This is a genomic window from Aeromonas sp. RU39B (assembly GCF_900156095.1).
In the GTDB taxonomy this organism is placed as follows: Bacteria; Pseudomonadota; Gammaproteobacteria; order Enterobacterales; family Aeromonadaceae; genus Aeromonas.
In genome coordinates, this window is sequence record NZ_FTMJ01000003.1 from 396,230 (window position 1) to 420,978 (window position 24,749).

Sequence of the window (24,749 nt, forward strand, 5' to 3'; positions counted from 1 at the left end):
ACGTCCCGGATCAGCGCTCGACCCGCGCCACTTTGGGTAACGACAGCGAGGCGGCCAGCCCGCCCAGCTCGGAGCGGCCCATGATCAGACTGCCGCGATAGGCTCCGGCCAGCTCGGAAACAATATTTAGCCCAAGCCCCGAGCCCGGCACCTGTTCATCGAGCCGAACCCCGCGCTCAATGGCTTTGGCCATCTGCTCTTCGCTCATACCGGGGCCATCATCTTCAATGCGCAGGCTGATCCAGTCGCCCAGCTCAGCGGTGGAGACCCGCAGCTGGCGCGTCGACCATTTGTAGGCATTTTCCAGCAAGTTCCCCACCATTTCGTCAAAATCCTGCTCTTCGACCCCGACCGCCAGATTGATCGGAATGTCGATGACCAGCTCTTTGCCGGGATAGAGACGGGAAAAGGCACGGCCGATGTATTCGATACGTGCTTTCAGCGGCGTCGACACCCCGAGCACCTTGGCCGCACCGGTTACCCGCGCCTTACCGAGGTGATAATCGATATGGCGCTGGATCTGATCAAGCTGTTCAGTCACCGGCGGCTGCTCACTCTCGGGCAGCTGTGGCAACTGGTTGCGCAAAATAGAAAGCGGCGTTTTCAGGGCATGGGCCAGGTTGCCGGTATGGGCGCGGGCCCGCGACAGCAGTTCGCCGTAGTGGTGCAACAGGCGGTTGATGTCCTCCACCAGCGGCTGGATCTCAAGGGGATAGCGGTGTTCAAACTTCTCCTGATGGCCCTGGTGAATGCGCACCAGCTCGCGACGCAGCAGCAGCAGTGGCCGCAAGCCGTAGAGGATCTGGAACAGGAAACCGAGGATCAGGCCGCCGGCGGCAAAGCCCAAGCCAAAAAACAGACTGATACGGGTCTTTTGTAAGGTTTGGGTCAGCACACTGCTGTCTTTGGCCATCACCAGCCGAAACACCTGATCCGAGCCCGGTAATAACACGGAGCGGGTCATCAGCAGCAGCGGTTCATCACCCGGTCCCTTGCCCAAAAACAGGTCGCGGTCGCCAAACGCAGGTTTGAGCTTGTGACTGATAAGCTCGCGATCCCACAAAGAGCGCGACTTGATCACCACCCGTGGACCGGCTTCCAACTGCCAGTAAAAACCCGAGTAGGGCTGGCGAAAACGGGGGTCCGACATGGATTCGGTCAACACCGGCACCCCATCGTCATTCACTTCCAGCCGTGACAACAGATCAAATAGCTGGAGGCGCAGACCATCCGCCTCCGCCTCCTGCCAGTAGTTGGTGAGCATCCGCTGCAGGCTAAACCCCGTTGCGGAGAGAAACAGGCCGCACCAGATAAGCGCGATCACCAGCAGGCGACCACGCAGGGTCCGGATCCCCCTCATTCGTTGATCCGGTAGCCCAGACCGCGCACCGTCTCGATAAGATCCGAGTTGGTCTTTTTACGGATCCGCCCGATAAACACCTCAACCGTGTTGGAGTCACGGTCAAAATCCTGGGCATAGATGTGATCAATCAACTCACTGCGCGACACCACCTTGCCACGGTGCTGCATCAGATAGGCGAGCACGCGAAACTCGTGGGCCGTTAGCTTGATGGGAGTGCCCTCATACCAGACCTGAGAGGCCGCCAAATCGAGGCGCACGCCGCCAATTTCCAGCACCGAACTGGCGTTACCGGCGGCGCGGCGTACCAGAGCATGCACCCGAGCCACCAGCTCGGCCATCTGGAACGGCTTGGTCAGATAGTCGTCGGCACCGGCGTTGAGGCCTTCAATCTTTTCGTGCAGCTGGTTGCGGGCGGTGAGGATCAACACCGGGCAAGCCATTCCCTGACCACGCCACTCCTTAAGCACGCTCAGCCCATCGCGACCGGGCAAACCAAGGTCAAGCACGATAGCGTCATAGGGTTCAGTGGCGCCGAGAAAGGCGGCCTCGACACCATCGTGGCTCAAATCGGCCACAAAGCCGGCTTGGCGCAGCTGCTCTGCCAGCTGGTTGGCCAGGGTTTTCTCATCTTCAACTATCAGGATTCGCATAATCGGCTACCAACTGATTAGGGGGTCCCTGCCGCAACGGGAGGGTGGAAAAGATGTTCCAGATGATGCCCTTTTAGATAGATCATGCGCAAGTTGTCAGCCCGATAACCGACCTTGATGACGTTTTGGGTACGATCGAGCAGCTTGAGCTCGTAAATCCAGCGCCCCTTCTCTTCCAGCAGATCTACCTTGAGCAATTCACCTGGCAGGCTCTTGGCCTCTTGCATCACCTCATTGAACGGACGCGCCTTGCCTTCGCTGAGCGCACGCTGCAATGCCTGTTCGCTGGGGGCCTGCGCCTGCAAGGCACAGGGCAGCAGACAAGCCAGCAGTGGATACGCCCTGTTCATGGGTGATTAATCTCCTGGTTCATAACATAATGGCGGTTATAGTGTGCCAGCCCTGAATCCGTCATGAATATGATCACACGCACTGTTGTGCTGCTTTTTGGCCTCGCGCCCGTGCTGGCCACCGCTGATGACCAGGTTCTCGAGATCGAGGCCATCATTAACCTGCTGCTGCGGCAGGGGTATCATGATATCCGCGAAATCGAGCTGGAAAACCGCTGTTATGAGGTCCAAGCCCTCAATACCAAGGGCGAGAAGGTGACCATTTATCTCGACTCCGACAGCGGTCAACTTCTCGAGGGGAGCCCCGTCAAAAAGGGCGGCGCCGCCAAGCCAGCAGACTCACACTGATCAGCAGATAGATCGCCGGCTCTTGCCAGCCGCTTTTGAGCGACCACCAATAATGCACCGGCACCAGCAGGGCTGCCAGATAAATACTGCGGTGCAGCGTTTGCCAGCGTCGCCCCATTTTGCGTACCAGCCGTGGCCATGAGGTCACCCCCAGCACCAGCAGAATCAGCCAGGCAGCCATTCCCAGCACGATGTAGTTACGCTTGACCAATTCACTGCCGATCTGACCCCACGCCAGTTGCAAGTCCAGCAACATCCAGCTCACCACATGCAAGGTCGCATAGGCCAGCGCCCACAAGCCGAGCGGGCGGCGCAGCCGCATCAGCCCCCCTTGGCGAAACCCCTTGGCGAGCGGCGATACCAGCAGGCAGAGCAGCAACAGATTAAGCGCCCCCTTGCCCAGCCAGTGAATAATGCCGGGCACCGGATCGCCTCCGAGCAGCCCCGCATTGGCGGCCAACACCAACCATCCCAGCGCCAACAGAGGCAGCAGATGAACCAGCAGATGCAGGGTCAGCAATACCCAGCGGGGCAGTCTTAGTACCATTGGCGCAGATCCATTCCCTGATAAAGATTGGCGACCTGATCGGCGTAGCCGTTAAACGGGAGCGTCGCCTGACGCTTGGCATCAAACACGCCACCTTCACCGATAAAACGCTCGCTGGCCTGACTCCAGCGCGGATGGTCCACCGCCGGATTGACGTTGGCAAAAAAACCGTACTCCTGTGGTGCCAACAGATTCCAGGTGGTCGGCGGCATGGTCTCAAGCAGACGAATGCGCACTATGCTCTTGATACTTTTGAATCCGTACTTCCACGGCAGCACCAGCCGGATTGGCGCGCCGTTTTGCGCCGGCAATGTCTTGCCATAGAGCCCCACGGCCAGCAGTGCCAGTGGATGCATCGCCTCGTCGATACGCAGCCCTTCCACATAGGGCAGTGCAATCCCGCTGGCACCGGCATCAGGCATCTGTTCCGGATCATAGAGGCTCTCGAAGGCCACATACTTGGCGCGGCTGGTGGGCATGGCGGCATTGAGCAAGGTGCCGAGCCCAATGCCGATCCAGGGGATCACCATAGACCAGGCTTCAACACAGCGGAAACGATAGATGCGCTCCTCCAGCGCGGCGCTGTGAATCAGCTGCCAGACATCGATGGTCTGCGGCTTTTCCACCTCCCCTTCGATAGCCAGCGTCCAGGGCTCCAGCTTAAGCGTGTGGGCATTGGCCGCCGGGTCGCTCTTGTCGGTGCCAAATTCGTAATAGTTGTTGTAGCTGATTACCTTGCCTTCCGGTGTCAGTTGCAGGTCAGCAGGCAGCGTCGCCTTGCTGGCATTGAGCGGCTTTCCGTGGTTCTCGGGGGCTTTGGGCGAGAGTAGGTCCAGCACACCGGCATGAGCCGGCAGCGCCAGTGCGGCGGCGCCAAATCCGAGCCCTTTGAGCAGGCGGCGACGGTCGCGATAAACGGATTCGGGCGTGACCGATTGTTCGGTCAAGAGGGCGTGGTGAGCGTTCTTTATCAACATGGCTGGGCTACCTGGGTCAGTCGTGATACCCATTAGACCGACTCAGGTAGCCAAATATTACACCGGAGCACTAATTAATTACTGCGCCGGCCATATTGGCCGTGAGATAGAGCAATGCCAGCACCAGTAGGGGCGGCAGGATCATTCCTTTGAGCATCACACACCTCCACCTTGAACGGGGAACTTTTACTATGCCTCCCCTCGCTGCCGCTTGCCATGAAAGTTTTTTCGCGATGGCAAACGTATTCCCAATTGGTGGTGTGTGATCTAGATCACGCTAAATTGGCCACAAGATTGCAAGCGTCATGGCCGCGAGTAGGCTTGCGCACTTTTCCAAAACAGATAAAAAAACGACCATGTCACCGCTTGTTGCTATCGCACTCACCACCGGTCTGCTCTCCGCCCTTTGGGGTTGGCTGGCCACGACACTCGGGCTGATCGCCTGGGTCGGTTTTCTAGGCTGTACCAGCTACTTTGCCTCGGATGGCAGTCGGCGCGCACTGCCGATGACCTTGCTCTGCAACACCAGCGGCATGCTGTGGGCGCTACTGCTGATTGACGGCAGTCAGTGGTGGGGCATGGGGACGCTCAGCTACGTCATGACCGGCGTGGTCGCCACATTAATGTGCGTACAGGGGCGCAACCGCTGGCTCTCCTACATACCGGGCACCTTTGCCGGTTGCTGCGCCACCTTCGGTGCCGCGGGCGAGTGGCGTTTGATTCTCCCTTCGCTGCTGATCGGCGCCCTGTTTGGCTGGGCCATGAAGAGCTCGGGGTTGTGGCTGCATCGGCGCACTCAGCCGGCCAGCACGCTGCCAGCGAACAGCGCACTCGAAAGTTGACCCAAACATGAGGGGTGGCCATGGCCACCCCTCTGCTTATCCCCCCTTCAGCTTGAAGTGGGACGCTTCGATATTGTGCCGACTGAGCAGTTTGTAAAAGTCGGTGCGGTTGCGACCTGCCATATTGGCTGCCAGCGTCACGTTGCCCTCGGTAATGCGCAGCAGACGGATCAGGTACTCTTTTTCAAACTCGGCGCGCGCCTCGTTAAATGAAGGCACTGCCACCCCTGCGCCGGCCAGGGCCGTCTCCACCATGATCGGGCCGATCATCGGGCCGCTTGAGAGCGCCGCCAGCCGCTCGACCAGGTTGAACAACTGGCGAATATTACCCGGCCAGGAGGCTTTGGCCAGCAAGGTCAGCGCCTCGGGGGCAAAACCGACCGCCGGACAGGCATGGCGCACTTTCACCTCATCGAGCGCCTGCCGCGCCAGCATCGGAATATCCTCGCTGCGCTCGGAGAGGGCCGGTAACGTGAGGTTGGCCACGTTGAGGCGATAGTAGAGATCTTCGCGAAAGCGCCCCTCTTCCATCGCCTGCACCAGATCCTGATGGGTGGTGCTGAGCACCCGCACTTCCCCTACCTCCTGACCCGGCGCCAGCTCCTCCATCACCTTGAGCAGCTTGGCCTGCAGCGGCGCCGACAGTTCGCCAATTTCATCGAGCAGCAAGGTGCCGCCGCGAGCCTGCTCAAACAGACCCGCATCACTGCCCTCACCAAACAGCTGTCGCCCCAGCTCGTCATCAGGCAGGGCGCCGCACTGCACGGCATAGAAAGGCTTGTCGGCACGGGGGCTGCTCTGATGCAGCACCCGCGCCATGCGACTCTTGCCACTACCGGAAGGGCCACGGATCAGAACGTTGACCTCCATGGCCGCCACCGAGCGGGCCTGCAGTAATGTCTGCTGCATAGGCGGACTGTGGGTGGGAAACTGCGCCTCCAGCTCATCCACCTGCGCCGGCCGGGAGAGCGCCAGTGCCTGTTCGAGGGTTTGGCGTAGCGCCTCTTTGTCGATCGGTTTGGTCAGAAAACTGAACACCCCGGAGCGGGTTGCCGCGATGGCATCGGGGATGGTGCCATGGGCCGTCATGATGATGACCGGCATTCCCAGCCACTCGGCCTGGATGCGTTCAAACAGATTGAGACCGTCCATGCCATCCATGCGCAGGTCGGTCAGCACCATATCAGGCCGCTGCTGACGCAATCGCGCCAGCGCCTGTTCCCCGCTCTCTGCCGTATCGACCTCATAGCCTTCACTGCGCAGGCGCAGGGTCATCAATTTCAGCAGACTCTGATCATCATCGACCAGCAGGATGCGACCTTTCACAGGAAATTCCTCATGTTCCGGGCTGGCTCGGTCCCGACTGACTGCGCTGATTGATCTGATCATCAATCACCGTCAACTTGGCGATCTTGGCCTCAAGATCGCGAATGCGCGCCTGCAGTCGGCGCACTTCGGCCGTGGCCGGGCTCGCTTCAAGTTGCGCATGGGACAAGCTCAGCCAGCTGCGCAGATAGGCCTGCTCGTCGAGGCTGGCCTCGGGCAGCAGGTCTTCAATGGTATCCAGCGCCGCTTTACGCCGCGCCACCGGCTCATCAGGATGGCTGTTGACCATCGCCAGATTGAGGCGATTGTCGAGATCACTCTGCCCACGCAGACGCTGACGCTCCTGATCGCGCTGCTGCGGCCGGCTGCCCAGCAGCCAGTTACCGTATTGCATGCGCAAAAGCAGGGCCTGCAACGAATCCGACTGACGGGCCGCCAACATAGCCGGCGTCGGCTCGGTATTAACTCCCCCCAGCAGACTGCATCCTCCCAGCAGGAGACTGGTACATAACAAAGCAGCTCTTCTCAACTCAGCAGGCTTCCAGCTTTAAACGAAAACAGACATCAGCTTGGGAGTCATCCACCAGCTTGAGCTGGCCTCCCAGGCTGTGCGCCGACTCCAGCGCAACCGACAGGCCAATCCCTGACCCCTTGAGCAGTCCCTGACGACGGGTTGAGCCCTGCTCAAACGGCTCAAAAATACGGTGGCGATCCGCCGGCGGGATGGGTGTGCCCTCATTGGCCACCTCCACCACGATCTGGCGCCCTTCACGGCGGCAGCGCAACCAGATGGTACCGCCTTGCGCGCCATAACTCACTGCGTTGGAGAAGAGATTATCGAGGATCAGCCCCAGGCGATAAGGCTCCCCTTTCACCGAGAAATCCTCTTCAGGCATCACCACCTGCATCTGCTTGGCATCCAGATGCAGACGATAGGTATCGATCAGCCCGGCCAGCACAGGTCCGAGGGGCACCGGCACTCGCTCGAACGCCTCCTGCTGACTGAGCCGGTTAAAGTCGAGCAGACGCTCAATCAGACTCTGCAGTCGGCGGCTATTCTCGGTGAGCATGCCGCAGATATCCTGCTGATCCGCCGTCAGCGGACCGGCGATCTGCTCGCTTAGCAGATCGGCCCCCTCCCTCAGACACGCCAGCGGGGTCTTGAGTTCATGAGATACGTGGCGCAAGAAGCGATATTTTTGCTGCTCCAGCTCTTGCAGCCGGTCATGCAGCCAGCTTAGACGCTCGCCAAGCACCTGAAGCTCAACCGGCCCTTCCACTCTGCTGCGATCCGGTTCACCGCCGGCGCCCAGGCTCAGGATACGGTTTTCAAGCTGACGCACCGGATGAATGATGAGGTAGGTAAACAGCAGAGAGAGCAGCAGGGTCAACCCCGCCACCATGGCCGACATCCAGGTCAGCTCCCGCTGCAAAATACCGATACGGCTCTTCACCTCCACCACCAGATCATCAACCCAAGCGGTGGTCGCCGCCTCGAGATCCTGGCTGTGGCGGTGGATCTCGATAAAACGCGGGCTATCGGCGTTCTGCTTGGCACTTTTCAGATTGGCCAGCCCTTCGAGCCAGGCGAGATCCTCCTCCAGCGCCCGGTATTCGGCATCGGCCGGCAGCGCCTCACGATGCTCCTCGAGCAGCTTGCGATACCAGTCGAGCTGATGCTGATAGCGATCCAGCAAATTGGGCTGCTCCAGCACCGCATAGCGGCGCAGAGTGCGTTCAATTTCGGCACTGAGGCTGGTCAGCTCAATGGCGCGCCGAGTGTCCTGCAGCACCCGCAGCGATCCATCCTCTACCATGACGCTGAAACGGCTCAGGGTTTTGTAGTCGTGCCAGATCATCATCAGCAGCGGCAACAGCACCAGAATGTAGCCGGTCAGAACCAGTGTCAGCAGGGAACGGGGGTGAAATTGGCGGCCCAGTTTTCTCATCAGCGCGCTTCCTTGAAGAGAGGCGCCCAGCATAGCCACAACGGCTGCAAAAGCAACAACCCGCACCGCAGGGGATCTGCTGTCACAGCATTGCAACAAAGGAGCTGCGAACGCGGGATGATTACCCTACTCTGGAGACCATGTCCGACCAGAGTAAGGAGAAGAGATGTACTATCTGTGCAGCATCGGTTCCAACCTCAAACCGCGCCAGCATGTGCGCCAGGTCATCGGCGAGCTGCTCCAGCAGTTTGGCCAACTCTCGCTTAGCTCCATCATCCGCACCGAGCCGGTCGGCATGAGCTCGCACAACGATTTTCTCAACTGCCTGTTTGTGCTGCAAAGCGATCTCGATGCCGCCACCCTCAAGCGGCACTTTGTCGAGCTGGAAGGCGCCCACGGCCGGGATCGCTCTGATCCGCAATGCAAGGTGCGCGACCGGCCCCTCGATATCGATATTCTGGCTGGCCGCGAGCGGGCCGATTTTACCGATGTGGAGGTCGACAGCTACCTCTCTGGGCTCTTGGCCGAGCTGTACGGCACACCGCTCCCCGCAGAGCGCAAAGTCGGGCTGCGGCCGCTCGGCCGGGTGGTCGGGCGCAAGCCCTGTCAGCTCTCACTGCACTAAGCTACAGCGTCGCCAGCGACCTGCCACCATCCACCCGCAGTGACGCCCCGGTCATAAACGGGTTGTCGATCAACATGGCGACCGCTTGCCAGATCGGCTGCAAGCCCCCCTCGCAGGCCAGCGGCGTGCGCGCAAGCACCTGCTCACGCCAGGCGGTATCGTGCTCATCTAAAAACAGGATGGGGCCGGGCTCGATGGTATTGACCCGCACCCGCGGTGCCAGCTCACGCGCCGCACTCATGGCCAGTGCATGCAATCCGGCCTTGCTGGCCACATAGGCAGCCATGGCCGCAGGCGGCGCGTGGATATAGATGTCGGTGATAACAATGATGCTGCCACGTCCGCTGTGTGCCAGACGCTCGGCAAGCAATCGATTAAGCGCCAGCGGCGCGGCCATATGCACCTGATAGCAGCGTTCGAACTGACTGAGCTGGGCGTTTAAGTCGGCGGCTTCGGGCTCAAACAACGAGGCATTGTGGATCAGCAGATCGAGCGGCCCTTGTGCCACCGCCTGCCCCAGCGCCTGCACCTCTTCCTGGTGGGTAAAATCAGCCTGAATCAGCTCCCCCCCCAGTGCGCGCAGGGCATCGAGCCCGGCATGCTCGCGCCGATATTGCCCCACCACCTGCCAGCCGGCAGCCACCAATTGCTGGCAGAGATAAAATCCCAGCCGCCGTCCACACCCGGTTACCAGAGCCCGCATCTCATCCCTCCCACGCAACCTGCTTTGCACTGTGCCTGTCAATTTTCAACAGCATGGCGAGTTCCGTTGCAAAATGCAGTGATTTAAGAAGAGATAAACATTAAGTAATTGAAATTAAAGGAATAAAAAGAGTGGCAAGGGGTTTGCAACACAGAGGAGGTACTCACAGAAATTATCCAGAACCAGAGGTGCATCATGAGCGATATCAGCCTGCAAGAACACATCGACGACCTGCGTAACGGCATTGAAAAGATGCAACAGCCTCTGCAAAGAGCCATGACCCCGTTAGCCAACATGCCCGAGGTCACTGCCAATCAGCTCTCACTGGGCTGGTGGCTGCTGCCGGGGGTATCGAGTCTGATTATCGCGGCCGCGATCATCCAATGCATCTGGCAATTTACCCACTGATTGATGGAATCTGCATACGACTTTAGGCATACATCACAGATAGTTAGGTCAGAAATGAATTACCATTTACACAGTCTGTGATCTGTTCAACTGCCACAAGGAGTGATGCATGAGTGTTGAAATGAAATGGGCCACCTTGACGGTCGGTGGTGCGGTCGTACTGATCGTCAGCATGTGCGCACTGCTGTTTGCCTGAATCATCCGCAGTCCTGCAAGCCCGCCCTCTGGCGGGCTTGGCTTTTTATTTCTCCAGCCGCTCCAGCGTCTCTTCAATACAGGTCTGCTCGGCATCGTCGTCACGGTGCTGAGTCTCGAGCCATGCCCGGTTATCTTCATCGGCAAAGCGCGCTTCAATTTGTTGCTGCTCATCAGCCAGTTTCTGCGGGTCAACGCTGGACGCCTCCCCTTCGCGGGCCATGGTGGCCGGCAGTTTCTGCTGCAGACAGATCTCGACCAGACGGTTCAGATCCGCCTCGCGGTCGGTGGTAGGTGAACAGCCTGCCAGCAAGGCCAACCCCAATAACATGCCGATACGCATCGCTTCTCTCCTCCACTGCGCTGACATCGGCAGCCAGCCTAGCACGGCCACGGCGCAAGATCAGCGCCCTTGTGCAGCCAGATGCGCCACGCTTCTTCGCAGCCGACCAGACGGCAGGTATCCGCTGAATCCCGTCGTGCTATAGTCGCAACGCATTACCCTCCCATCAGGAGTGTCCAATGAAAAAAGCGATATTGATCTTAAGCGGCATGGTGATAGCCCTGATCCTGGCCGCCGCCACCCTGGTCATGACCATCGATCCCAACCAGTTCAAACCCATGCTGACCGAGCAGGTGCAACGCAACCTCGGGCGTCAGCTGGTTATCAATGGCCCTATCAGCTGGACCCTTTGGCCACGTCTGGGCCTGAGCGTCGGCGAAGCGGCGCTGCGCAATCCCGATGGCTTTGCCGAGCCGGATTTAATTCGCCTCGAGCAGGCTACCGCCTCGGTGGCGGTGTTGCCTCTGCTCTCGCACCGCCTCGAAATAGGCACCATCAACCTCAAAGGAGCGCATCTGCTGCTCCATACCCGCAAAGATGGCAGCAGCAACCTCGACGGACTGACCGCAACGAGCAACACGCCAAGCGCTGCGGCTGACACCCGCGCGGCACCTGCACCCAGTGCGGCGGCGCAAAGTGAAGCCGCACAAGGCGCCGGCAGCAAGCAGCCGTGGCAGATCCGCCTCGATAGCATCGAGCTGGCGCAGGCCAGCGCCCTGCTGATCGATGAGCGCAGCAACCGCCGCCTGCAATTGGCCAAACTCGACCTGTCGATTGGCTCTCTTGAACCGGAAAGCTGGACCCCAATCACCCTCGCGCTGGAGGGGAGCGACGAGCAGGGCCGTTTTAGCCTGAGCGGTCAAGCCGAGCTGAAGCTGGCGCCAGAGCCGCTGCAAAGCCAACTGCGCGCGGTGTCTCTCTCTGGCGCGCTGGAGCGCGGCGCCACTCACCTTGAGGCCGTCACCCTCAACGCAGAGCAACTCTCTCTCACTCAGCCCTCCACTCTGCAACTGAGTGCCCGTGGCCAGGCCGCCGAAAAGACCTTTGACCTGCAGCTGGCCACCACACTGCAGGCCACGCCGGCACTGGGTACCATGACGCTAACAGGCAGTGACCTGCAGGGCACGCTGAGCGGTCAGGGGTTGCCACCATCGCCGCTCAAGCTGGGCGTCAAAGGGGACATCACGCTCGATCGCACCCAGCAGCAACTGGTCGCCAGCAAGCTCTCACTCACCGCCAATGAGATAGCACTCCACGGTGATGCCTCGCTGCGCTGGAGTGAGCGGCCCACCGCCCGCTTTACCCTGCAGGGCGAGAAGCTCGATCTCGACCCTTGGCTGGCCAGCCAGCCGACTAAAAAAGAGAGTGGCAAGGCCCCCGCAGCATCCGCCACTCCAACAGCTCAGCCAGCCGCTCCGGCTTCCGCTGAGCCGGATCTGTCGGCCCTGCGCGCAGTGGATCTTTCCGGCAACCTGTCATTGGCCCAGCTGACAGTGAAAGGCATCACGCTCACCCAACCCAAACTGCTATTTACGCTGGAAAATGGCCTGCTCAACTTGCAGCAGTGGCAAGCCGGCTATGACGGCGGTCAACTGACCGCGCACGGCCAGCTCGACAGCCGCCAACAACCGGCCCGCTATCAGTTGGTCGCCAGCGCCAAAGGGCTGGCCATGGAGCCCCTGCTCAAGCAGTTTGCCGACACCGGCATCCTCTCCGGGCAAGGTGAACTCACTCTGGATGCCAGCGGCAGTGGCCTCTCTGCCCCCGCATTGCGACGCAATATTCAAGGCAAGCTGGGGCTGCGGGTCAGCGACGGTGCCATCAACGGGGTCAACCTGCCCGAGATGATCCGCGAGGCGCGCGCCACCCTCAAAGGCCAGCGCGCCGAGTATGTCAAAGAGACCCGCAAGACTGACTTTAGCGATCTCACCGCCAACTTCGTGCTTGGCGGTGGCAAGGCGCGCAGTCAGGATATTCAGCTGTTTGCCCCGGCCCTGCGCGTGCATGGCGAAGGGGAGACCAATCTGGTCAGTGAGCAGCTCGATTTTCTGTTCAACACCTCGGTGGTCGGCACCAGCAAGGGCCAGGGCGGCCGCGATATCGATGAGCTCAAGAATGTCACCATTCCGGTACGCATCAGTGGCAGCTGGAGCCAGCCGAGCTACCAGCTCGATCTCAAGGCGCTGCTGCAAAACAACACCCTGCTCAAGGAGAAGGCGCGCAAAGAGGCCGAGCGCGGTCTGAACAAGCTGCTTGGCAACAAGGGCGATAACGACGCCGTCAAAGGCGCCGCTGATGCCCTGCTCAAGGGGCTGTTCCACTGACCGGACAAGCCACTATCGCCAGGCAGGATGCTGCTTTTGGCGATAGTGGCTGGGCGCCAGCCCATAGTGGCGTTTAAAGGCAGTGGAGAAGTGGTATTCGTTACCAAAGCCGCAGTGTGCGGCGATGACTTTGTGCGGCTGACAGGTGGTGGCCAGTAGTAGCGCCGCCTCACGCAGTCGCAACCGACTGAGCAATCCCATCGGGGTGGTAGCCCCCTGACTCTGACACAGCCGGTGCAGTTGACGCTCGGACAGATGCAGCAGCCCGGCCATTCGCGCCACATCCCACGGCTCGGCGAGTGCAGCGCGCAGCGCACTTTCCAGCACCAACCACTGCTGCTCGCTGTGACGGGCCGCCTGCCCCTTGTCGAGCAGACGGTGCAAATAGAGCGAGAGCTGCTGCACCAGCAAGGAGGAGAGCGCCGGATCAGCAAAGCGCTGCTGCTCGGCAAACAGGTTCTCAACGGTGTGCAGCAGTTGTGGATGTTGGGAGGTACAGCCGCAGCGCCCACCGAGCGCGACCTGATCCCAGGGCGTTCCGGCATGAAACAGCACCCACAGCAGTTGCCATTGGGGTTGGTCGGCCGGCAGGCGGTAATAAAGCGGTTGGCAGGCAGGGACAAGCGCCCACTGCCCGGCGTAAAGACGCTGCCAGCCATCCGCACCCCACACTTCCCCTGCGCCAGCCTGCGTCAGCAAAAAGGTGTGCACCCGCTCAAAGCGTCGTTCGATGCGGTATACCCCTTGCAGATCCGAGAGACCGGCGAGCCAGATCCCCCCGTCACTCAAGGCCGGTAACAGGGCATCACAGCAGATCCGCTCGCGGCAGAGCGGACCGACGTCGATGAGCTCATGGATGGCAGTTTCAGACATTAGGTTGGCGGCGGCAGCCATGGGGTTATTGGTTGGCCGAGCATAGCATGAAGCCATACCGGATAAAGGAGAACCCTCATGCATATCACTCACGTCGCCCTTTGGGCCCGCGATCTGGAAACCCTCACCCGTTTTTACTGTGGCGTGTTCGACGGTGAACTGGGCGAGCCCTATCACAACCCGCGCAAGCAGTTCAGCTCGCGCTTCGTGCGCTTTGGCAGCGGCGCCAGCCTTGAGCTGATGCACCGACCCGACATTGTCGAACCTGCCGATATGCCGTTCTTTGGCTTGGCACATCTGGCGTTTTCACTCGGGTCGGAGGCGGCTGTCGATGCCATGACGATTCACTTGCAGCAGACCGGCTTGCGCCACCTCGACGGGCCACGCCACACCGGCGATGGCTATTACGAGAGTGTTTTTCTCGACCCGGAAGGCAATCAGATTGAATTGACCGTCTAATAACAGGCCGCGTCTTGCGCGGCCTGAACACGCTATCTTCGACCCTATCAGGCCGGGAGTTGGTCTTGGAAGGCAAACCCCTGGCTTTCGAGGGTGCTGGCAATCTTGGGGAAGTAGATACGGCGATAGGTGCCGGCCGTCGAGGCCACGTAAGAGGGCATCTGGGTCAGACCCTGCGCATCCCACCAGGCGCGCAGCTCGGCGTCGTAGCTGGCCACGCCGGCCTGCACGGCAGCCAGATCGTAACGCTCGGTCAGGGCAAAGCTCGCCAACGGCACCCGCGGCTTTAGCTGCGGCATCTTGCTGGTATCGGCCACGCCAAGCGTGGTGCCCACCACCGGAAAGGTCTTCGGCGGCAGACCGAGCAGGTCGATCATTGCCTGCGGATTGGCACGGATGCCGCCGATCGCGGTCGAGCCATAGCCAAGCGCCGCAGCGGCGGTTTGCAGGGCATTGAGCATGATGCCGGCATCCAGCGCCCCCACCAAAATCCCCTCGGCACTCTGCTCAACCACCTGGGTTTCACCGGCCAGACGAGCCGCTTCGGCGCTGCGCTGATAGTCGATGACGATGGTGATAAACAGATCGGCACCGGCCACCTGCGGCTGACCACCGGCGATCTCGGCAATCTTGGCGATGGTGGCCTTGTCGCGGGTCACCACCAGGGAGATCTGCTGGCCGTTGATGGAGTTGGGTGCCTGCTGGGCCGTTGCGAGAATGGTCTTAAGATCGGCATCACTGACGTGGGCACCGGTAAACTGGCGTACCGAGCGGCGCTGGCGCAGCAGGGAAATCATGGCATCACTCATGGATGACTCCTGATAGGAAGGGGCAGAAAACTGCCCCATCTTACTGCGCTTTACTGCTCTTGGAAGCGGTGGCGCCCACCATTAATTCAACTTTGGCAGGGGCAGCATCAGCACCACTTCCAGCCCGCCTTCGGGCCGGTTGCTGGCGCAGATATTACCGCCTTGACAGAGCATCGCTTTGCGGGCAATGGCGAGCCCGAGCCCATAGCCCTTGCCCTGCATCGGCGAACCGATCCGCACAAAGGGATCGAAGATCGCCGAGAGCTTCTCCTCCTCCACACCAGGCCCCTGATCGCGGATCCGGACGCACGCCCGCTCACCCTCCTGACCCAGTTGTAGCACCACGCTCTGGCCGAGTTTCGAGAAACGCAACGCATTGCGCACTACATTTTCGATGGCGCGGCGCACCAGTTCGGCGTTACCGCACAGGGTCACCGGAAGCTCGCCAAAGAGCTCGACGGCCACACCGGCACGCTCCCCTTCAAAACGGGCATCGGCCACCACGGTTTCAACCAACTCTTGCAGATCGTAATAGGTTTGCTCGGTGCCCTGCCCCTGCTCGACGCGGGCCAAGGTCAGCAGCTCGCCGATCAGCTTATCCATGCGGCCGGTCTCTTGCTGGATACGCTGCAAGGATCCGGGCACCTTGTCCGGGTTCTGCTCGGCCAGACCAATCGCCAGCTGAATGCGCGCCAACGGCGAGCGTAGCTCATGAGATACATCGTGCAGCAGCTGTTCACGCCCCACCACCAGCTGGTGCAGGCGCTCGACCATGCTGTCAAAATCGCGCCCCACATCGGTCAACTCGTCGCGGCGCCGGCGCAGCCCGGGCAGCAGACGCACCCCGAGATCGCCAGCCGCCACGCGGGAGAATCCCTCGCGCAGGGCGTTCATCGGCCGGGTCAGGTGCCAGGCAAACAGGGCGCTAAAGATGAGGCCACCGAGACCGCCAATCCACAGCATCGGCGGCGGCATCTTCAGCCAGTGCCAAGTAGAGTTAGTCGGCGGGGTGAGCAAGCGGCGCAGACCGTCGAGGTCATAGCGCAGCTGATAGCGTTTGCCATCGAGGCTCAGCACAGTGCGTACCAGCAGATGTTGCTGGCGCATCTCAAGGGATTGTGGAGAGTCGGGGCCAAACATGTCGTGAGGCCCTATTGGCATCATCATCTGCTCATCGGGCGGCGGATGGCCCTCTCCCCCTTCTGGCTTGGGCGGAGGTGGCATCATGCTGATGTCACTCTTGGTGCTTGCGCTGGTCTCTGTCACCGGCAGCGGCGTATCGCCGGGCAACACTTGCACCAGTCGACTCTCCTGCTCGGGCCAGGCGCTGAGCAGTGCTTGCAGGGCAAACTGACCGCCATCGGCCAGCACAGCGGCCGCCGCCGCCAGCTGCTGATTGGCCAGCCGCTGCGCCAACCGCTCTTCCGGCGGAACGTGGTCGCGGTTGCTAAAGGCGATCCAGAGCACCTGACTGACCAGCACTATGGTCAGCCAGAAGCCCAGTAGGATTTTCCAAAACAGTCGACTTTTTAGCAGCATACCAGCTTGTAACCGATACTGCGGATGGTCTCGATGGCGAGCGTCTCGCCGGCGCTTTGGTGCAGCTTCTGGCGCAGATTGCAGATGTGCACATCCACGCTGCGGTCATAGGCCTCACGGGGGCGGCCGATCCCCTCGAGCGACAGGGTGTCTTTGGTCACCACCTGCTCGGGACTGCGCAACAGCAGTTCAAGCATGTTGAATTCGGTCGCGGTCAGCTCCAGTTGCGAGCCGCGCCAGGCGCTGATCCGGGTGCCCGGATTGAGGGTCAGTGCTCCGAGCATCAGCACATCGGGACGGGCCTGTGTATGGTGCTCAGTGGTATCGCTCACCCGGCGCAGCACGGCGCGCAAGCGGGCCACCAGCTCACGGGGATAGCAAGGCTTGGGCATATAGTCATCGGCCCCCATCTCAAGCCCCACCACCCGGTCGATATTATCGCCCTTGGCAGTGAGCATGATGATGGGCAGATTGCTTTGCTGGCGTACCTGACGCAACACCTCGGTACCGCTCAGATCGGGCAGCATCACATCCAGTACCAGAGCATCATAGCGGCCACTCAGTGCATGGCTGACACCGGCTTGTCCAGTCAGTACGTGAGTGGCGGAGAATCCTTCACCCCCCAGGTACTCGCTCAGCATGGTCCCCAGCTCCAGATCATCATCAACCAGCAGGATCTTCATTATTTATTACCTCCTCTACGGCTGGCGCCATTTTCTCCACTCAGGCCAAGGCAAGCAGCCGCCTTTACGTAATTCTTACATAGCGTTGGGAGAGACTTAACCGCCCTCTGCGCTAGAGTGCCTGCGAATTGTCAAAAGGATGTTCATTCCCCATGTCCAAGCTGCTCACCCACCGCCGCTGGTTGCTACCGGCTGTGGCGGTTTTCCTGATCTTGCTCATCGGGGCTGCCCTGTTTGGCCGCGCGCCTGCCAACCAGAATAGCAGTGTCATCACCGCCGTGGTGGAACGACGCGACCTGGAGCAGTCGGTGCTGGCCGACGGCACCCTAGAGGCCAAAAAACAGGTCAGCGTCGGCGCTCAGGTTTCCGGCCAGATAAAGGCCATTCACGTCGCACTGGGGCAACAGGTAAAGCAGGGGGATCTGCTGGTTGAGATCGACGATCTGACCCAGCAAAACTCGCTAAAAGATGCCGAGGCCCAGCAGCGCAATATTCAGGCCCAGCTCGAATCCAAGCAGGCCACATTGCGAAACGCCCAGCTCACCTTCGAGCGCCAGCAGCGCATTCTCGACAAGGGGCTCGGATCCCGCTCTGATTTTGACAGTGCCAAAGCCACCCTGGACGAAACCCGCGCCACGATTCGCGCCCTCGATGCCCAGCTGGTGCAGGCCAAGGTCGCCGCCGACACCGCCCGTGTCAATCTCGGTTATACCCGTATCACGGCGCCCCTGTCTGGCACCGTAGTAGCCATTCCGGTCGAAGAGGGGCAGACGGTCAACGCCGCCCAGAGCACCCCGACTCTGCTCAAAATTGCCCAGCTCGAGACCATGACTATCAAGGCGCAGATCTCCGAGGCTGACGTGGTCAAGACCCGCGCCGGCATGCCGGTCTATTTCACCATTCTCGGCGCGCCGCAAAGCCGCTTTGATGCCCAGCTGCGCGCCATCGAGCCGGCACCAGACTCCATCAATGATGATGACTCAAGCTCCAGCTCGAGTAGCTCCAGCAGTTCGAGCAGCTCCAGCAGCTCGAGTACCGCGATTTACTACAATGGTCTGTTTGACGTCCCCAACCCCGATGCCACCCTGCGCATCAGCATGACGGCACAGGTCTATATCGTGCTGGCCAAGGCCGAGAAGACGCTGGTGATCCCCGCCACCGCCCTGATGGGCGATCAGGTGCAGGTGATGGACCAAAAGGGGCAGTTAAGCCTGCGCCGGGTTAAGGTTGGGCTAAATAACAAGGTGGATGCCCAGGTCCTTGATGGCCTGCAGGAAGGAGAGCGGGTCGTCATCAGCACGGCATCGGCGGCCGGCAGCAAAAGCAGCGACGGCGGCATGCGCCCTCCCCCCATGGGTCTGTAACCGATGAGCGCGCTGCTACATCTTGAGGGCGTCAGCCGCACCTTTGCCAGCGGTGAGCAGTCGGTCACCGTGCTGCGCGATATTGACCTATCCATCGCCCGTGGTGAGATGGTGGCAATTGTCGGCGCCTCCGGCTCTGGCAAATCGACCCTGATGAACCTGCTTGGCTGTCTCGACCAGCCGAGTACAGGACGTTATGACGTGGCCGGGCGTAACATCGCCGACCTCGATCCGGATCAGCTGGCGGCCCTGCGCCGTGAACACTTCGGCTTTATTTTCCAGCGTTATCATCTGCTGGGTGATCTCACTGCCCGTGGCAACGTGGAAATACCGGCGCTCTATGCCGGCGTCAAGGCACAAGAGCGGCGCGAGCGCGCCGACACCATTCTCAACCGGCTGGGGCTTGGCGATCGCCTCGAGCACAAGCCGAACCAGCTCTCCGGCGGCCAGCAGCAGCGGGTCAGTATTGCCCGAGCGCTGATCAATGGCGGTCAGGTGATCCTTGCCGACGAGCCAACCGGCGCCCTCGACAGCCACAGCGGCGCCGAGGTGCTGGCCATTCTCAAAGAGCTGCACAGCCAGGGCCATACCGTCATTATCGTCACCCACGATATGGACATTGCCCGCCATGCCGAGCGCATCATCGAGCTCAAAGATGGCCGCATCGTGGCAGACAGGCAGCAAGGGGCGAAAAATACTCCGCCACCCGACGAACCCACTAGCAGCGCCAGCGGTCATGCCCGCCCCCTGTCGGGGCTGGGTGATGCGCTTAAAATGGCGCTGCTGGCCATGTCATCGCAGCGGCTGCGCACCTTTCTTACCATGCTCGGCATCATCATCGGCATCGCCTCGGTGGTGACCGTGGTGGCGCTCGGCCAAGGCTCGCGGCAGAAGGTGCTCGACAACATCAACGCCATGGGCACCAGCACGCTTGAGGTGTTCCCCGGGCGCGGTTTTGGCGATATGCGCTCGGGCGCCATCCAGACCCTGCGCAGCAGCGATGCCGATGCACTGGCCCAGCTCAGCTATATCCACAGTGTCACGCCCACACTCTCCACCTCGACCTCGCTACGGGTGGGCAATATTGCCGTCAGCGGCACGGTCAACGGCGTCGGCGAGCAGTATTTTCTGGTCCGCGGCTACAGCCTGACCGAAGGGATGGGCTTTGATCGCCAGAGCGTGACTGAGCTGGCGCAAGAGGTGGTGATTGATCAAAACAGCCGCGACAAGCTGTTTGCCAACGGTGAAAACCCACTTGGTCAGGTGATCCTGCTCGGCAATCTGCCCTGCCGGGTCATTGGTGTTGCCACCAAGAACCAGAGCGGCTTTGGCAGTGATGAAAACCTCAACGTCTGGATCCCCTACACCACCGCCATGAAACGGATGCTGGGGCAGACCTATCTGCGCAGTATCAGCGTGCGGGTGGTCGATGAGGTATCGCTCGATGCCGCGCAGCAAGGCATTACCCAGTTATTGACGTTGCGCCACGGCAGCGAAGATTTTTTTGTGCTCAACACCGACAGCATTCGCCAGACCATCACCGAGACCAACGCCACCCTGACCCTGCTGATTGCCATGATTGCGTTTATCTCGCTGCTGGTGGGCGGTATCGGGGTGATGAACATCATGCTGGTGTCGGTCACCGAGCGCACCCGCGAGATCGGGGTGCGCATGGCGGTCGGCGCCCGCACTCGCGACATTCTGCAGCAATTTCTGATCGAAGCCGTGCTGGTCTGCCTGCTTGGCGGCATTCTGGGCATCGCCCTGTCGCTGCTGATTGGCGTGCTGTTTGACCATTTCAGTTCCAGTTTCCAGATGATCTACTCGCTGCCGGCCATGCTCGGCGCTTGCCTGTGCGCCACCCTGATCGGGGTGCTGTTCGGCTTTGCGCCAGCGCGCCGCGCCGCCCGCATGGACCCGATCCATGCGCTGGAGCGCGAGTAGTATCGAGGAAGGGCAGCGCAATCTGCCCCTACCGAGTCTGCGCCGGTCACTCTGTACCGGTGGGGACATGCTGTCGGGTCCGCAACCGACAGCCGCCTGAACTCCCGTCCATAAGGGACGTGTCGCAAGGCACCAACCTGACATTCGGGGCTTTGGCCGGGCCCAGTGCCCGGCCACTTTTTCCCCGCGATGACAGCTTCTGACGCCGCTTGGGAAGCGGTCTGTAAAGGCGATGAAAAGAGGTCGTAAATCCCTTTGAATGCACATTCCGGGTGGCGTTTCATGACGCTGTACCGTTCCTTCTGGAGAAAGCCATCATGCGTACCCTTCCCGTTTTGCTGACCTTGCTGTTTGCCGCCCAAAGCCAGGCTATGGAGCCGCAGCACGGGCGCGACTTCATGCCGATGCCGCCCCCTATGGCTGTCTATCAGGCCAGCCAGCTGACCAGCAACCCGCAGGCTACCGCCGAGTCACTGACCAAGCTGGTGCCGGCTGCCGAACAGGGCAAGCGCTATGAAGTGCTGGTGAGCGTGCGTGAACTGCCGGTGATGCCACCTCTGGCCCCGGAAAAAGAGACCACCAAGGAGAAGAAATAAGATGATCCGTTCCCTGACCTGGTTACTGCTGGCCGCCACCCTGGCCCTGCCGACGCAGGCTCGCCCCGGGCCAGGCGGACCATTCGATGGTCCGGGATTCGACTTTCCCGGCCCGCATCCTCACCCTGGCCGCTCGTTTGATGCGTTGCCCGTTGGAGTGGCCACCGTATTGATCGCCGGTCTGACCTACTACATGCTCGATGGCATCTACTACCGTCCCGAAGGGGATCACTATGTGGTCGTCGAAAAACCGGCTACCACGACGGTGGTGACCAGCAGCGGACTTACCACCGTTGATGTGGATGGCCGCCGTTACTATGTGCGGGATGGGCGTTACTATCAGCGGGATATCAACGGCCAATATATCGAAGTACCGCCGCCTGCCGGGCTTCGCTAAGGTCTGTCACACACTGCTACAAAACCTTCCCGCTGTGGCACACTTTGCTCACAGTCGCATGGTGAAATGGTCACGAATGAAGATGACTCGGAGACCTTCACCATGCGCCCCTCACCTTTGCGCTGGGCTTTGCCCCTCGCACTGACACTGATCTGGTTGGTCAGTATCAACACCTGGCCTGACACTATTTGGTCCTGGCGAAACCAACTGCTGATACTAACCGGCACACTGGGTCTGGCGGCAATGATCGCCAGCGTGCTGCTGGCCCTGCGTCTGCCGCGCTTTGAGCGCCTCTGTGGCGGGCTCGACCGTATGCTGCGCCTGCACCGCAGCACAGCCCTGTGGGCCACCGGTTTGCTGGTGCTGCACTGGCTGATTGTCGAGTCGCCCAAGTGGGCCGTCTCTGCCGGCTGGCTGACCCGTCCGCAGCGCCGTGGTGCGCCGGCAGGGGCCGGCCCGAGTGAATTCAACGCCTTGCTGCACAGCGTCGGCAATACCCTCGGGGAGTGGAGCTTCTACCTGCTGATTGTGTTAGTCATCGTCAGTCTGCTCGCCGCCATTCGCTATGAGAAGTTTCGTGCCATCCACAAGCTGGCACCAGTCATCTATCTGGGCGGTTATATCCACGCGTTGTGCATGCTGCCGCGCATCGGTCTGCTCTCCCCGCTCGGCATCACGCTGATCGTCGGTGGCACGCTGGGCGCCATCGGCGCGCTCTACTCCCTGTTTGGCCGGGTCGGCAAGCGCGATCAGCTTCGCGGCCAGGTTAGCACCTTGAATCGTCTCGATAGCCGCACCCTTGAGATCACGATGCAGTTGGCTGCGCCGCTTGGCAACTATCAGAGCGGTCAGTTTGCCTTCTTCCGCTTTGCCGGTAGCCGCGAGGATCACCCCTTCACCTTGCTGCACTGCTCGCCAGATGGCCGCACTATCAAGATTGCGGTGCGCGATCTGGGCGATCATACCCACTGGCTGCAGCAGGCATTGAAAGTGGGCGATGCGGTGCAAGTGACCGGCCCTTATGGCGCCTTTACCCTGCCAAGCCAGCCCAACGGCCTGTGGCTGGCGGCCGGGATTGGGATTGCGCCCTTTATCGCCTGGCTGGAGCAACTGGCTGCGCGCGGCGAACAGCGCCACGGCACCACCTTGCTGCAGTGCGCCCCCGATGAACAAGAGGTGCCCTATCGTCAGCGGCTCACCGAGCTGTGCCGCCAGACTGGAGTGGCCTACCGCCTGCACCTCGATTGCCAGAGCGGCATGATGGATCTCGATGCCTTGGCCGCCACCCAGCATGCACCGGTCTGGTTCTGCGGCCCCGAGAAGATGGCTGACCTGCTGCAAGCGCGTTTGCAGGTGCCGTTCCGGCGCGAGCTGTTTCTCTTTCGCTAAGCCCTTGAGGCATGTCCCACAACGGGGCATGCCTTATCGCTCGCCATCATTACGATGAGCCTGCGACCAAGCCCACACTTCTGCTACCATCTGCCCCCATAATTTGATGATTAGGTGGCGCTGCCGCCGTGCGCAGGATGGTTTATGTCATTTGCCCAACTCCCTCTTTCACCGCGCTTACAACAAACCTTGAGTGAGCTCGGCTATGCCACACCCACTCCAATCCAGGCGCGGGCCATTCCGCTGATCCTGGCCGGGCGCGATCTGCTGGCTGGCGCCCAGACCGGCACTGGCAAGACCGCCGCCTTTGTGCTGCCGCTGCTGGAAACCTTGCTGCAAAGTAAGGTCGATGCCGCAGTGCGCCCGATCCGCGCACTGGTGCTGGTGCCCACTCGCGAGCTGGCGGTGCAGGTCTATGAGAGTGTCGAGCGCTACGGCAAAGGGACCGGCCTCTCCTGCACGCTGGTCTATGGCGGGGTAAGCATCGCAGCGCAGGTTGAGGCGCTGCAACAAGGGGTGGATATCCTGATCGCCACCCCCGGCCGTCTGCTCGACCATCTGCGTCAGGGGGCACTGACACTTTCTGCGCTGCGCCATCTGGTGTTTGACGAGGCGGATCGCATGCTCGATATGGGCTTTATGGACGAGATCAAGGCGCTGCTCAAACAGATCCCGAGCGAGCGGCAAACCCTGCTGTTTTCAGCCACCTGCGATGACAATCTGTTTGCGTTAAGCAAGGTGCTGCTGCAAAGCCCCGAACTGATTGAGGTAGCGCCGCGCAATACCACGGCGTCCGAGGTGGAGCAGCGGGTCTATGCGGTGGACAGCGAGCGCAAAGTCGCGCTGGTCCAGCACCTGCTCAGTATCAAAGGCTGGGCGCCGGCACTTGTCTTTAGCCGCACCCGTCAGGGGGCCGACAAGCTGGCCGAGCAACTGAGCAAGAGCGGAATCAATGCCCTAGCCTTTCACGGCGACTTGTCACAAGGCGCACGGGAAAAAGTGCTGCAGGAGTTTCGTGCCGGCACCCTGCAGGCGCTGGTTGCCACCGACGTGGCCGCCCGTGGCCTCGATATCAGCGAGCTGAACTACGTGATTAACCTGGAGTTCCCGCATCAGCCTGAGGATTACGTACACCGCATTGGTCGCACCGGCCGCGCCGGTAACAAGGGGCTCGCCATCACTTTGTTCAGCCCGGAAGATGCGCCGCTGCTGGCAAAGGTGGAAGCCGTGCTCGACACCCGTCTGCCGCAGCAGTGGTTCCCCGGCTTTGAGCCGGACCTGACCCGCAGCGAACCCACCTCGCGGCGCAACAGCAAAGGCGCCCAAAAGCAGCGCGCCCGCCGTCAGGCACTGGGCAATCAAAGCGGCAAAGCCAAGCGCTAAGCCGCCATTGTCAGTGGCTTTTTAATTGGGACATCCACCTTTTGGGAGAAGGCGCAGCACCATCCAGATAGCCTGACGGTCACTCCCGAGAAACATGTATCACCAGTCGTAACGGGCAGGAAAAGTTAGGTTTTCGGCAAATCGACGGTTTTACACACAGCCGAACTCGCTGCCGATGATACCGGCAGGGCCCAGACGACAATCAATGAAAGCGGGTCAGTGCTTAGGATGACGACATCGCTGCTGACCGCAGTGGTTGGCGAGCGTATAATTGGGACATCCACCTCTTGGGAGAAGGCGCAGCACCATCCAGATAACCTGACGGTCACTCCCGAGAAACATGTATCACCAGTCGTAACGGGC

At 60.8% G+C, this 24,749-nt stretch carries 26 protein-coding genes; 12 read left to right on the forward strand and 14 right to left on the reverse strand.

Translation table 11 applies throughout. From position 1 onward, the window contains the following. Positions 1 to 10 precede the first annotated feature (10 nt). The 3 genes from BW958_RS07255 to BW958_RS07265 are packed head-to-tail and all read right to left on the reverse strand — an operon-like array spanning position 11 to position 2,363. Positions 11 to 1,360, reverse strand: a complete 1,350-nt coding sequence (locus BW958_RS07255) for a sensor histidine kinase (protein ID WP_076575052.1) — start codon at positions 1,358 to 1,360, stop codon at positions 11 to 13. Next, a complete protein-coding gene (locus tag BW958_RS07260) occupies positions 1,357 to 2,013 on the reverse strand; it encodes an AHA_4052 family stress response regulator transcription factor (RefSeq protein ID WP_076575053.1) in 657 nt (218 codons plus the stop codon). The genes BW958_RS07255 and BW958_RS07260 overlap by 4 nt, the downstream gene beginning before the upstream one ends. 17 nt (positions 2,014 to 2,030) lie before the next feature. Further along, positions 2,031 to 2,363, reverse strand: a complete 333-nt coding sequence (locus BW958_RS07265) for a PepSY domain-containing protein (RefSeq protein WP_076575054.1) — start codon at positions 2,361 to 2,363, stop codon at positions 2,031 to 2,033. Between the two features lie 63 nt (positions 2,364 to 2,426). Between BW958_RS07265 and BW958_RS07270 the strand changes: the two genes are divergently transcribed. Next, positions 2,427 to 2,711 (forward strand): PepSY domain-containing protein, encoded by a 285-nt coding sequence (locus tag BW958_RS07270; protein ID WP_076575055.1) that lies wholly within the window; start codon positions 2,427 to 2,429, stop codon positions 2,709 to 2,711. On the opposite strand, the gene msrQ is transcribed toward BW958_RS07270, so the two are convergent. Both msrQ and msrP read right to left on the reverse strand, forming a co-directional pair. Then, on the reverse strand, positions 2,671 to 3,258 hold the full coding sequence (gene msrQ / locus BW958_RS07275; protein ID WP_076575056.1) for a protein-methionine-sulfoxide reductase heme-binding subunit MsrQ: 588 nt from the start codon (positions 3,256 to 3,258) through the stop codon (positions 2,671 to 2,673). The two genes, BW958_RS07270 and msrQ, sit on opposite strands and share 41 nt — an antisense overlap. Next, positions 3,249 to 4,235: a protein-methionine-sulfoxide reductase catalytic subunit MsrP gene (msrP, locus tag BW958_RS07280; RefSeq protein ID WP_076575057.1), complete on the reverse strand. Its 987-nt coding sequence runs from the start codon at positions 4,233 to 4,235 to the stop codon at positions 3,249 to 3,251. The genes msrQ and msrP overlap by 10 nt, the downstream gene beginning before the upstream one ends. A gap of 356 nt (positions 4,236 to 4,591) precedes the next feature. Here msrP and BW958_RS07285 point away from each other — a divergent pair, with 356 nt between their 5' ends. Beyond that, on the forward strand, positions 4,592 to 5,077 hold the full coding sequence (locus tag BW958_RS07285) for a DUF1097 domain-containing protein (RefSeq protein ID WP_076575058.1): 486 nt from the start codon (positions 4,592 to 4,594) through the stop codon (positions 5,075 to 5,077). Between the two features lie 36 nt (positions 5,078 to 5,113). Here BW958_RS07285 and BW958_RS07290 read toward each other — a convergent pair whose 3' ends face one another. The 3 genes from BW958_RS07290 to BW958_RS07300 are packed head-to-tail and all read right to left on the reverse strand — an operon-like array spanning position 5,114 to position 8,352. After that, positions 5,114 to 6,403, reverse strand: coding sequence for a sigma 54-interacting transcriptional regulator (locus tag BW958_RS07290; protein WP_076575059.1), 1,290 nt, complete (start codon positions 6,401 to 6,403; stop codon positions 5,114 to 5,116). Between the two features lie 10 nt (positions 6,404 to 6,413). Then, complete coding sequence (locus BW958_RS07295) at positions 6,414 to 6,917, reverse strand: hypothetical protein (RefSeq protein ID WP_256701896.1); 504 nt, start codon at positions 6,915 to 6,917, stop codon at positions 6,414 to 6,416. Between the two features lie 16 nt (positions 6,918 to 6,933). Continuing rightward, positions 6,934 to 8,352 (reverse strand): sensor histidine kinase, encoded by a 1,419-nt coding sequence (locus tag BW958_RS07300; RefSeq protein ID WP_076575061.1) that lies wholly within the window; start codon positions 8,350 to 8,352, stop codon positions 6,934 to 6,936. Positions 8,353 to 8,518: 166 nt separating this feature from the next. Between BW958_RS07300 and BW958_RS07305 the strand changes: the two genes are divergently transcribed. Further along, positions 8,519 to 8,977: a 2-amino-4-hydroxy-6-hydroxymethyldihydropteridine diphosphokinase gene (locus tag BW958_RS07305; protein WP_076575062.1), complete on the forward strand. Its 459-nt coding sequence runs from the start codon at positions 8,519 to 8,521 to the stop codon at positions 8,975 to 8,977. A gap of 1 nt (position 8,978) precedes the next feature. On the opposite strand, the gene BW958_RS07310 is transcribed toward BW958_RS07305, so the two are convergent. Beyond that, positions 8,979 to 9,680, reverse strand: a complete 702-nt coding sequence (locus BW958_RS07310) for an SDR family NAD(P)-dependent oxidoreductase (RefSeq protein WP_076575063.1) — start codon at positions 9,678 to 9,680, stop codon at positions 8,979 to 8,981. 195 nt (positions 9,681 to 9,875) lie between these two features. On the opposite strand from BW958_RS07310, the gene BW958_RS07315 reads away from it, so the two are divergent. Then, on the forward strand, positions 9,876 to 10,088 hold the full coding sequence (locus tag BW958_RS07315; protein ID WP_076575064.1) for a hypothetical protein: 213 nt from the start codon (positions 9,876 to 9,878) through the stop codon (positions 10,086 to 10,088). Positions 10,089 to 10,329: 241 nt separating this feature from the next. Here BW958_RS07315 and BW958_RS07320 read toward each other — a convergent pair whose 3' ends face one another. Further along, a complete protein-coding gene (locus BW958_RS07320) occupies positions 10,330 to 10,626 on the reverse strand; it encodes a hypothetical protein (protein ID WP_076575065.1) in 297 nt (98 codons plus the stop codon). Between the two features lie 179 nt (positions 10,627 to 10,805). On the opposite strand from BW958_RS07320, the gene BW958_RS07325 reads away from it, so the two are divergent. Next, on the forward strand, positions 10,806 to 12,950 hold the full coding sequence (locus BW958_RS07325; RefSeq protein WP_076575066.1) for an AsmA family protein: 2,145 nt from the start codon (positions 10,806 to 10,808) through the stop codon (positions 12,948 to 12,950). A gap of 12 nt (positions 12,951 to 12,962) precedes the next feature. Here the strand turns inward: BW958_RS07325 and BW958_RS07330 are convergent, their stop codons facing one another. Next, the gene (locus BW958_RS07330) at positions 12,963 to 13,823 is read right to left on the reverse strand and encodes a helix-turn-helix transcriptional regulator (protein WP_143233039.1); all 861 of its coding nucleotides are present in this window, start codon (positions 13,821 to 13,823) and stop codon (positions 12,963 to 12,965) included. A gap of 78 nt (positions 13,824 to 13,901) precedes the next feature. Between BW958_RS07330 and BW958_RS07335 the strand changes: the two genes are divergently transcribed. After that, entirely contained in the window at positions 13,902 to 14,282 is a 381-nt protein-coding gene (locus BW958_RS07335; protein WP_076575068.1) for a VOC family protein, read from the forward strand. Positions 14,283 to 14,329: 47 nt separating this feature from the next. Here the strand turns inward: BW958_RS07335 and BW958_RS07340 are convergent, their stop codons facing one another. The 3 genes from BW958_RS07340 to BW958_RS07350 form a co-directional block, all read right to left on the reverse strand. Beyond that, on the reverse strand, positions 14,330 to 15,091 hold the full coding sequence (locus tag BW958_RS07340; protein WP_076575069.1) for a nitroreductase family protein: 762 nt from the start codon (positions 15,089 to 15,091) through the stop codon (positions 14,330 to 14,332). A gap of 81 nt (positions 15,092 to 15,172) precedes the next feature. Next, positions 15,173 to 16,630 (reverse strand): sensor histidine kinase, encoded by a 1,458-nt coding sequence (locus BW958_RS07345; RefSeq protein ID WP_076575070.1) that lies wholly within the window; start codon positions 16,628 to 16,630, stop codon positions 15,173 to 15,175. Then, positions 16,621 to 17,313, reverse strand: coding sequence for a response regulator transcription factor (locus BW958_RS07350; RefSeq protein WP_076575071.1), 693 nt, complete (start codon positions 17,311 to 17,313; stop codon positions 16,621 to 16,623). Before BW958_RS07350 ends, BW958_RS07345 begins: the two co-directional genes overlap by 10 nt. A gap of 152 nt (positions 17,314 to 17,465) precedes the next feature. On the opposite strand from BW958_RS07350, the gene BW958_RS07355 reads away from it, so the two are divergent. From BW958_RS07355 to BW958_RS07380, 6 genes are all read left to right on the forward strand, one after another. Further along, positions 17,466 to 18,677, forward strand: a complete 1,212-nt coding sequence (locus tag BW958_RS07355) for an efflux RND transporter periplasmic adaptor subunit (RefSeq protein ID WP_076575072.1) — start codon at positions 17,466 to 17,468, stop codon at positions 18,675 to 18,677. A gap of 3 nt (positions 18,678 to 18,680) precedes the next feature. Continuing rightward, positions 18,681 to 20,621, forward strand: coding sequence for a MacB family efflux pump subunit (locus tag BW958_RS07360; RefSeq protein ID WP_076575073.1), 1,941 nt, complete (start codon positions 18,681 to 18,683; stop codon positions 20,619 to 20,621). A 317-nt stretch (positions 20,622 to 20,938) separates the two neighbouring features. After that, a complete protein-coding gene (locus tag BW958_RS07365; RefSeq protein ID WP_076575074.1) occupies positions 20,939 to 21,217 on the forward strand; it encodes a hypothetical protein in 279 nt (92 codons plus the stop codon). Between the two features lies 1 nt (position 21,218). Next, positions 21,219 to 21,614: a DUF6515 family protein gene (locus tag BW958_RS07370; protein ID WP_076575075.1), complete on the forward strand. Its 396-nt coding sequence runs from the start codon at positions 21,219 to 21,221 to the stop codon at positions 21,612 to 21,614. A gap of 66 nt (positions 21,615 to 21,680) precedes the next feature. After that, positions 21,681 to 23,003 carry a ferredoxin reductase family protein gene (locus BW958_RS07375; RefSeq protein WP_256701898.1) on the forward strand — a complete coding sequence of 441 codons (1,323 nt, stop codon included), beginning with the start codon at positions 21,681 to 21,683 and terminating at the stop codon, positions 23,001 to 23,003. Positions 23,004 to 23,147: 144 nt separating this feature from the next. Continuing rightward, a complete protein-coding gene (locus BW958_RS07380) occupies positions 23,148 to 24,386 on the forward strand; it encodes a DEAD/DEAH box helicase (RefSeq protein ID WP_076575076.1) in 1,239 nt (412 codons plus the stop codon). Positions 24,387 to 24,749: the final 363 nt, after the last annotated feature.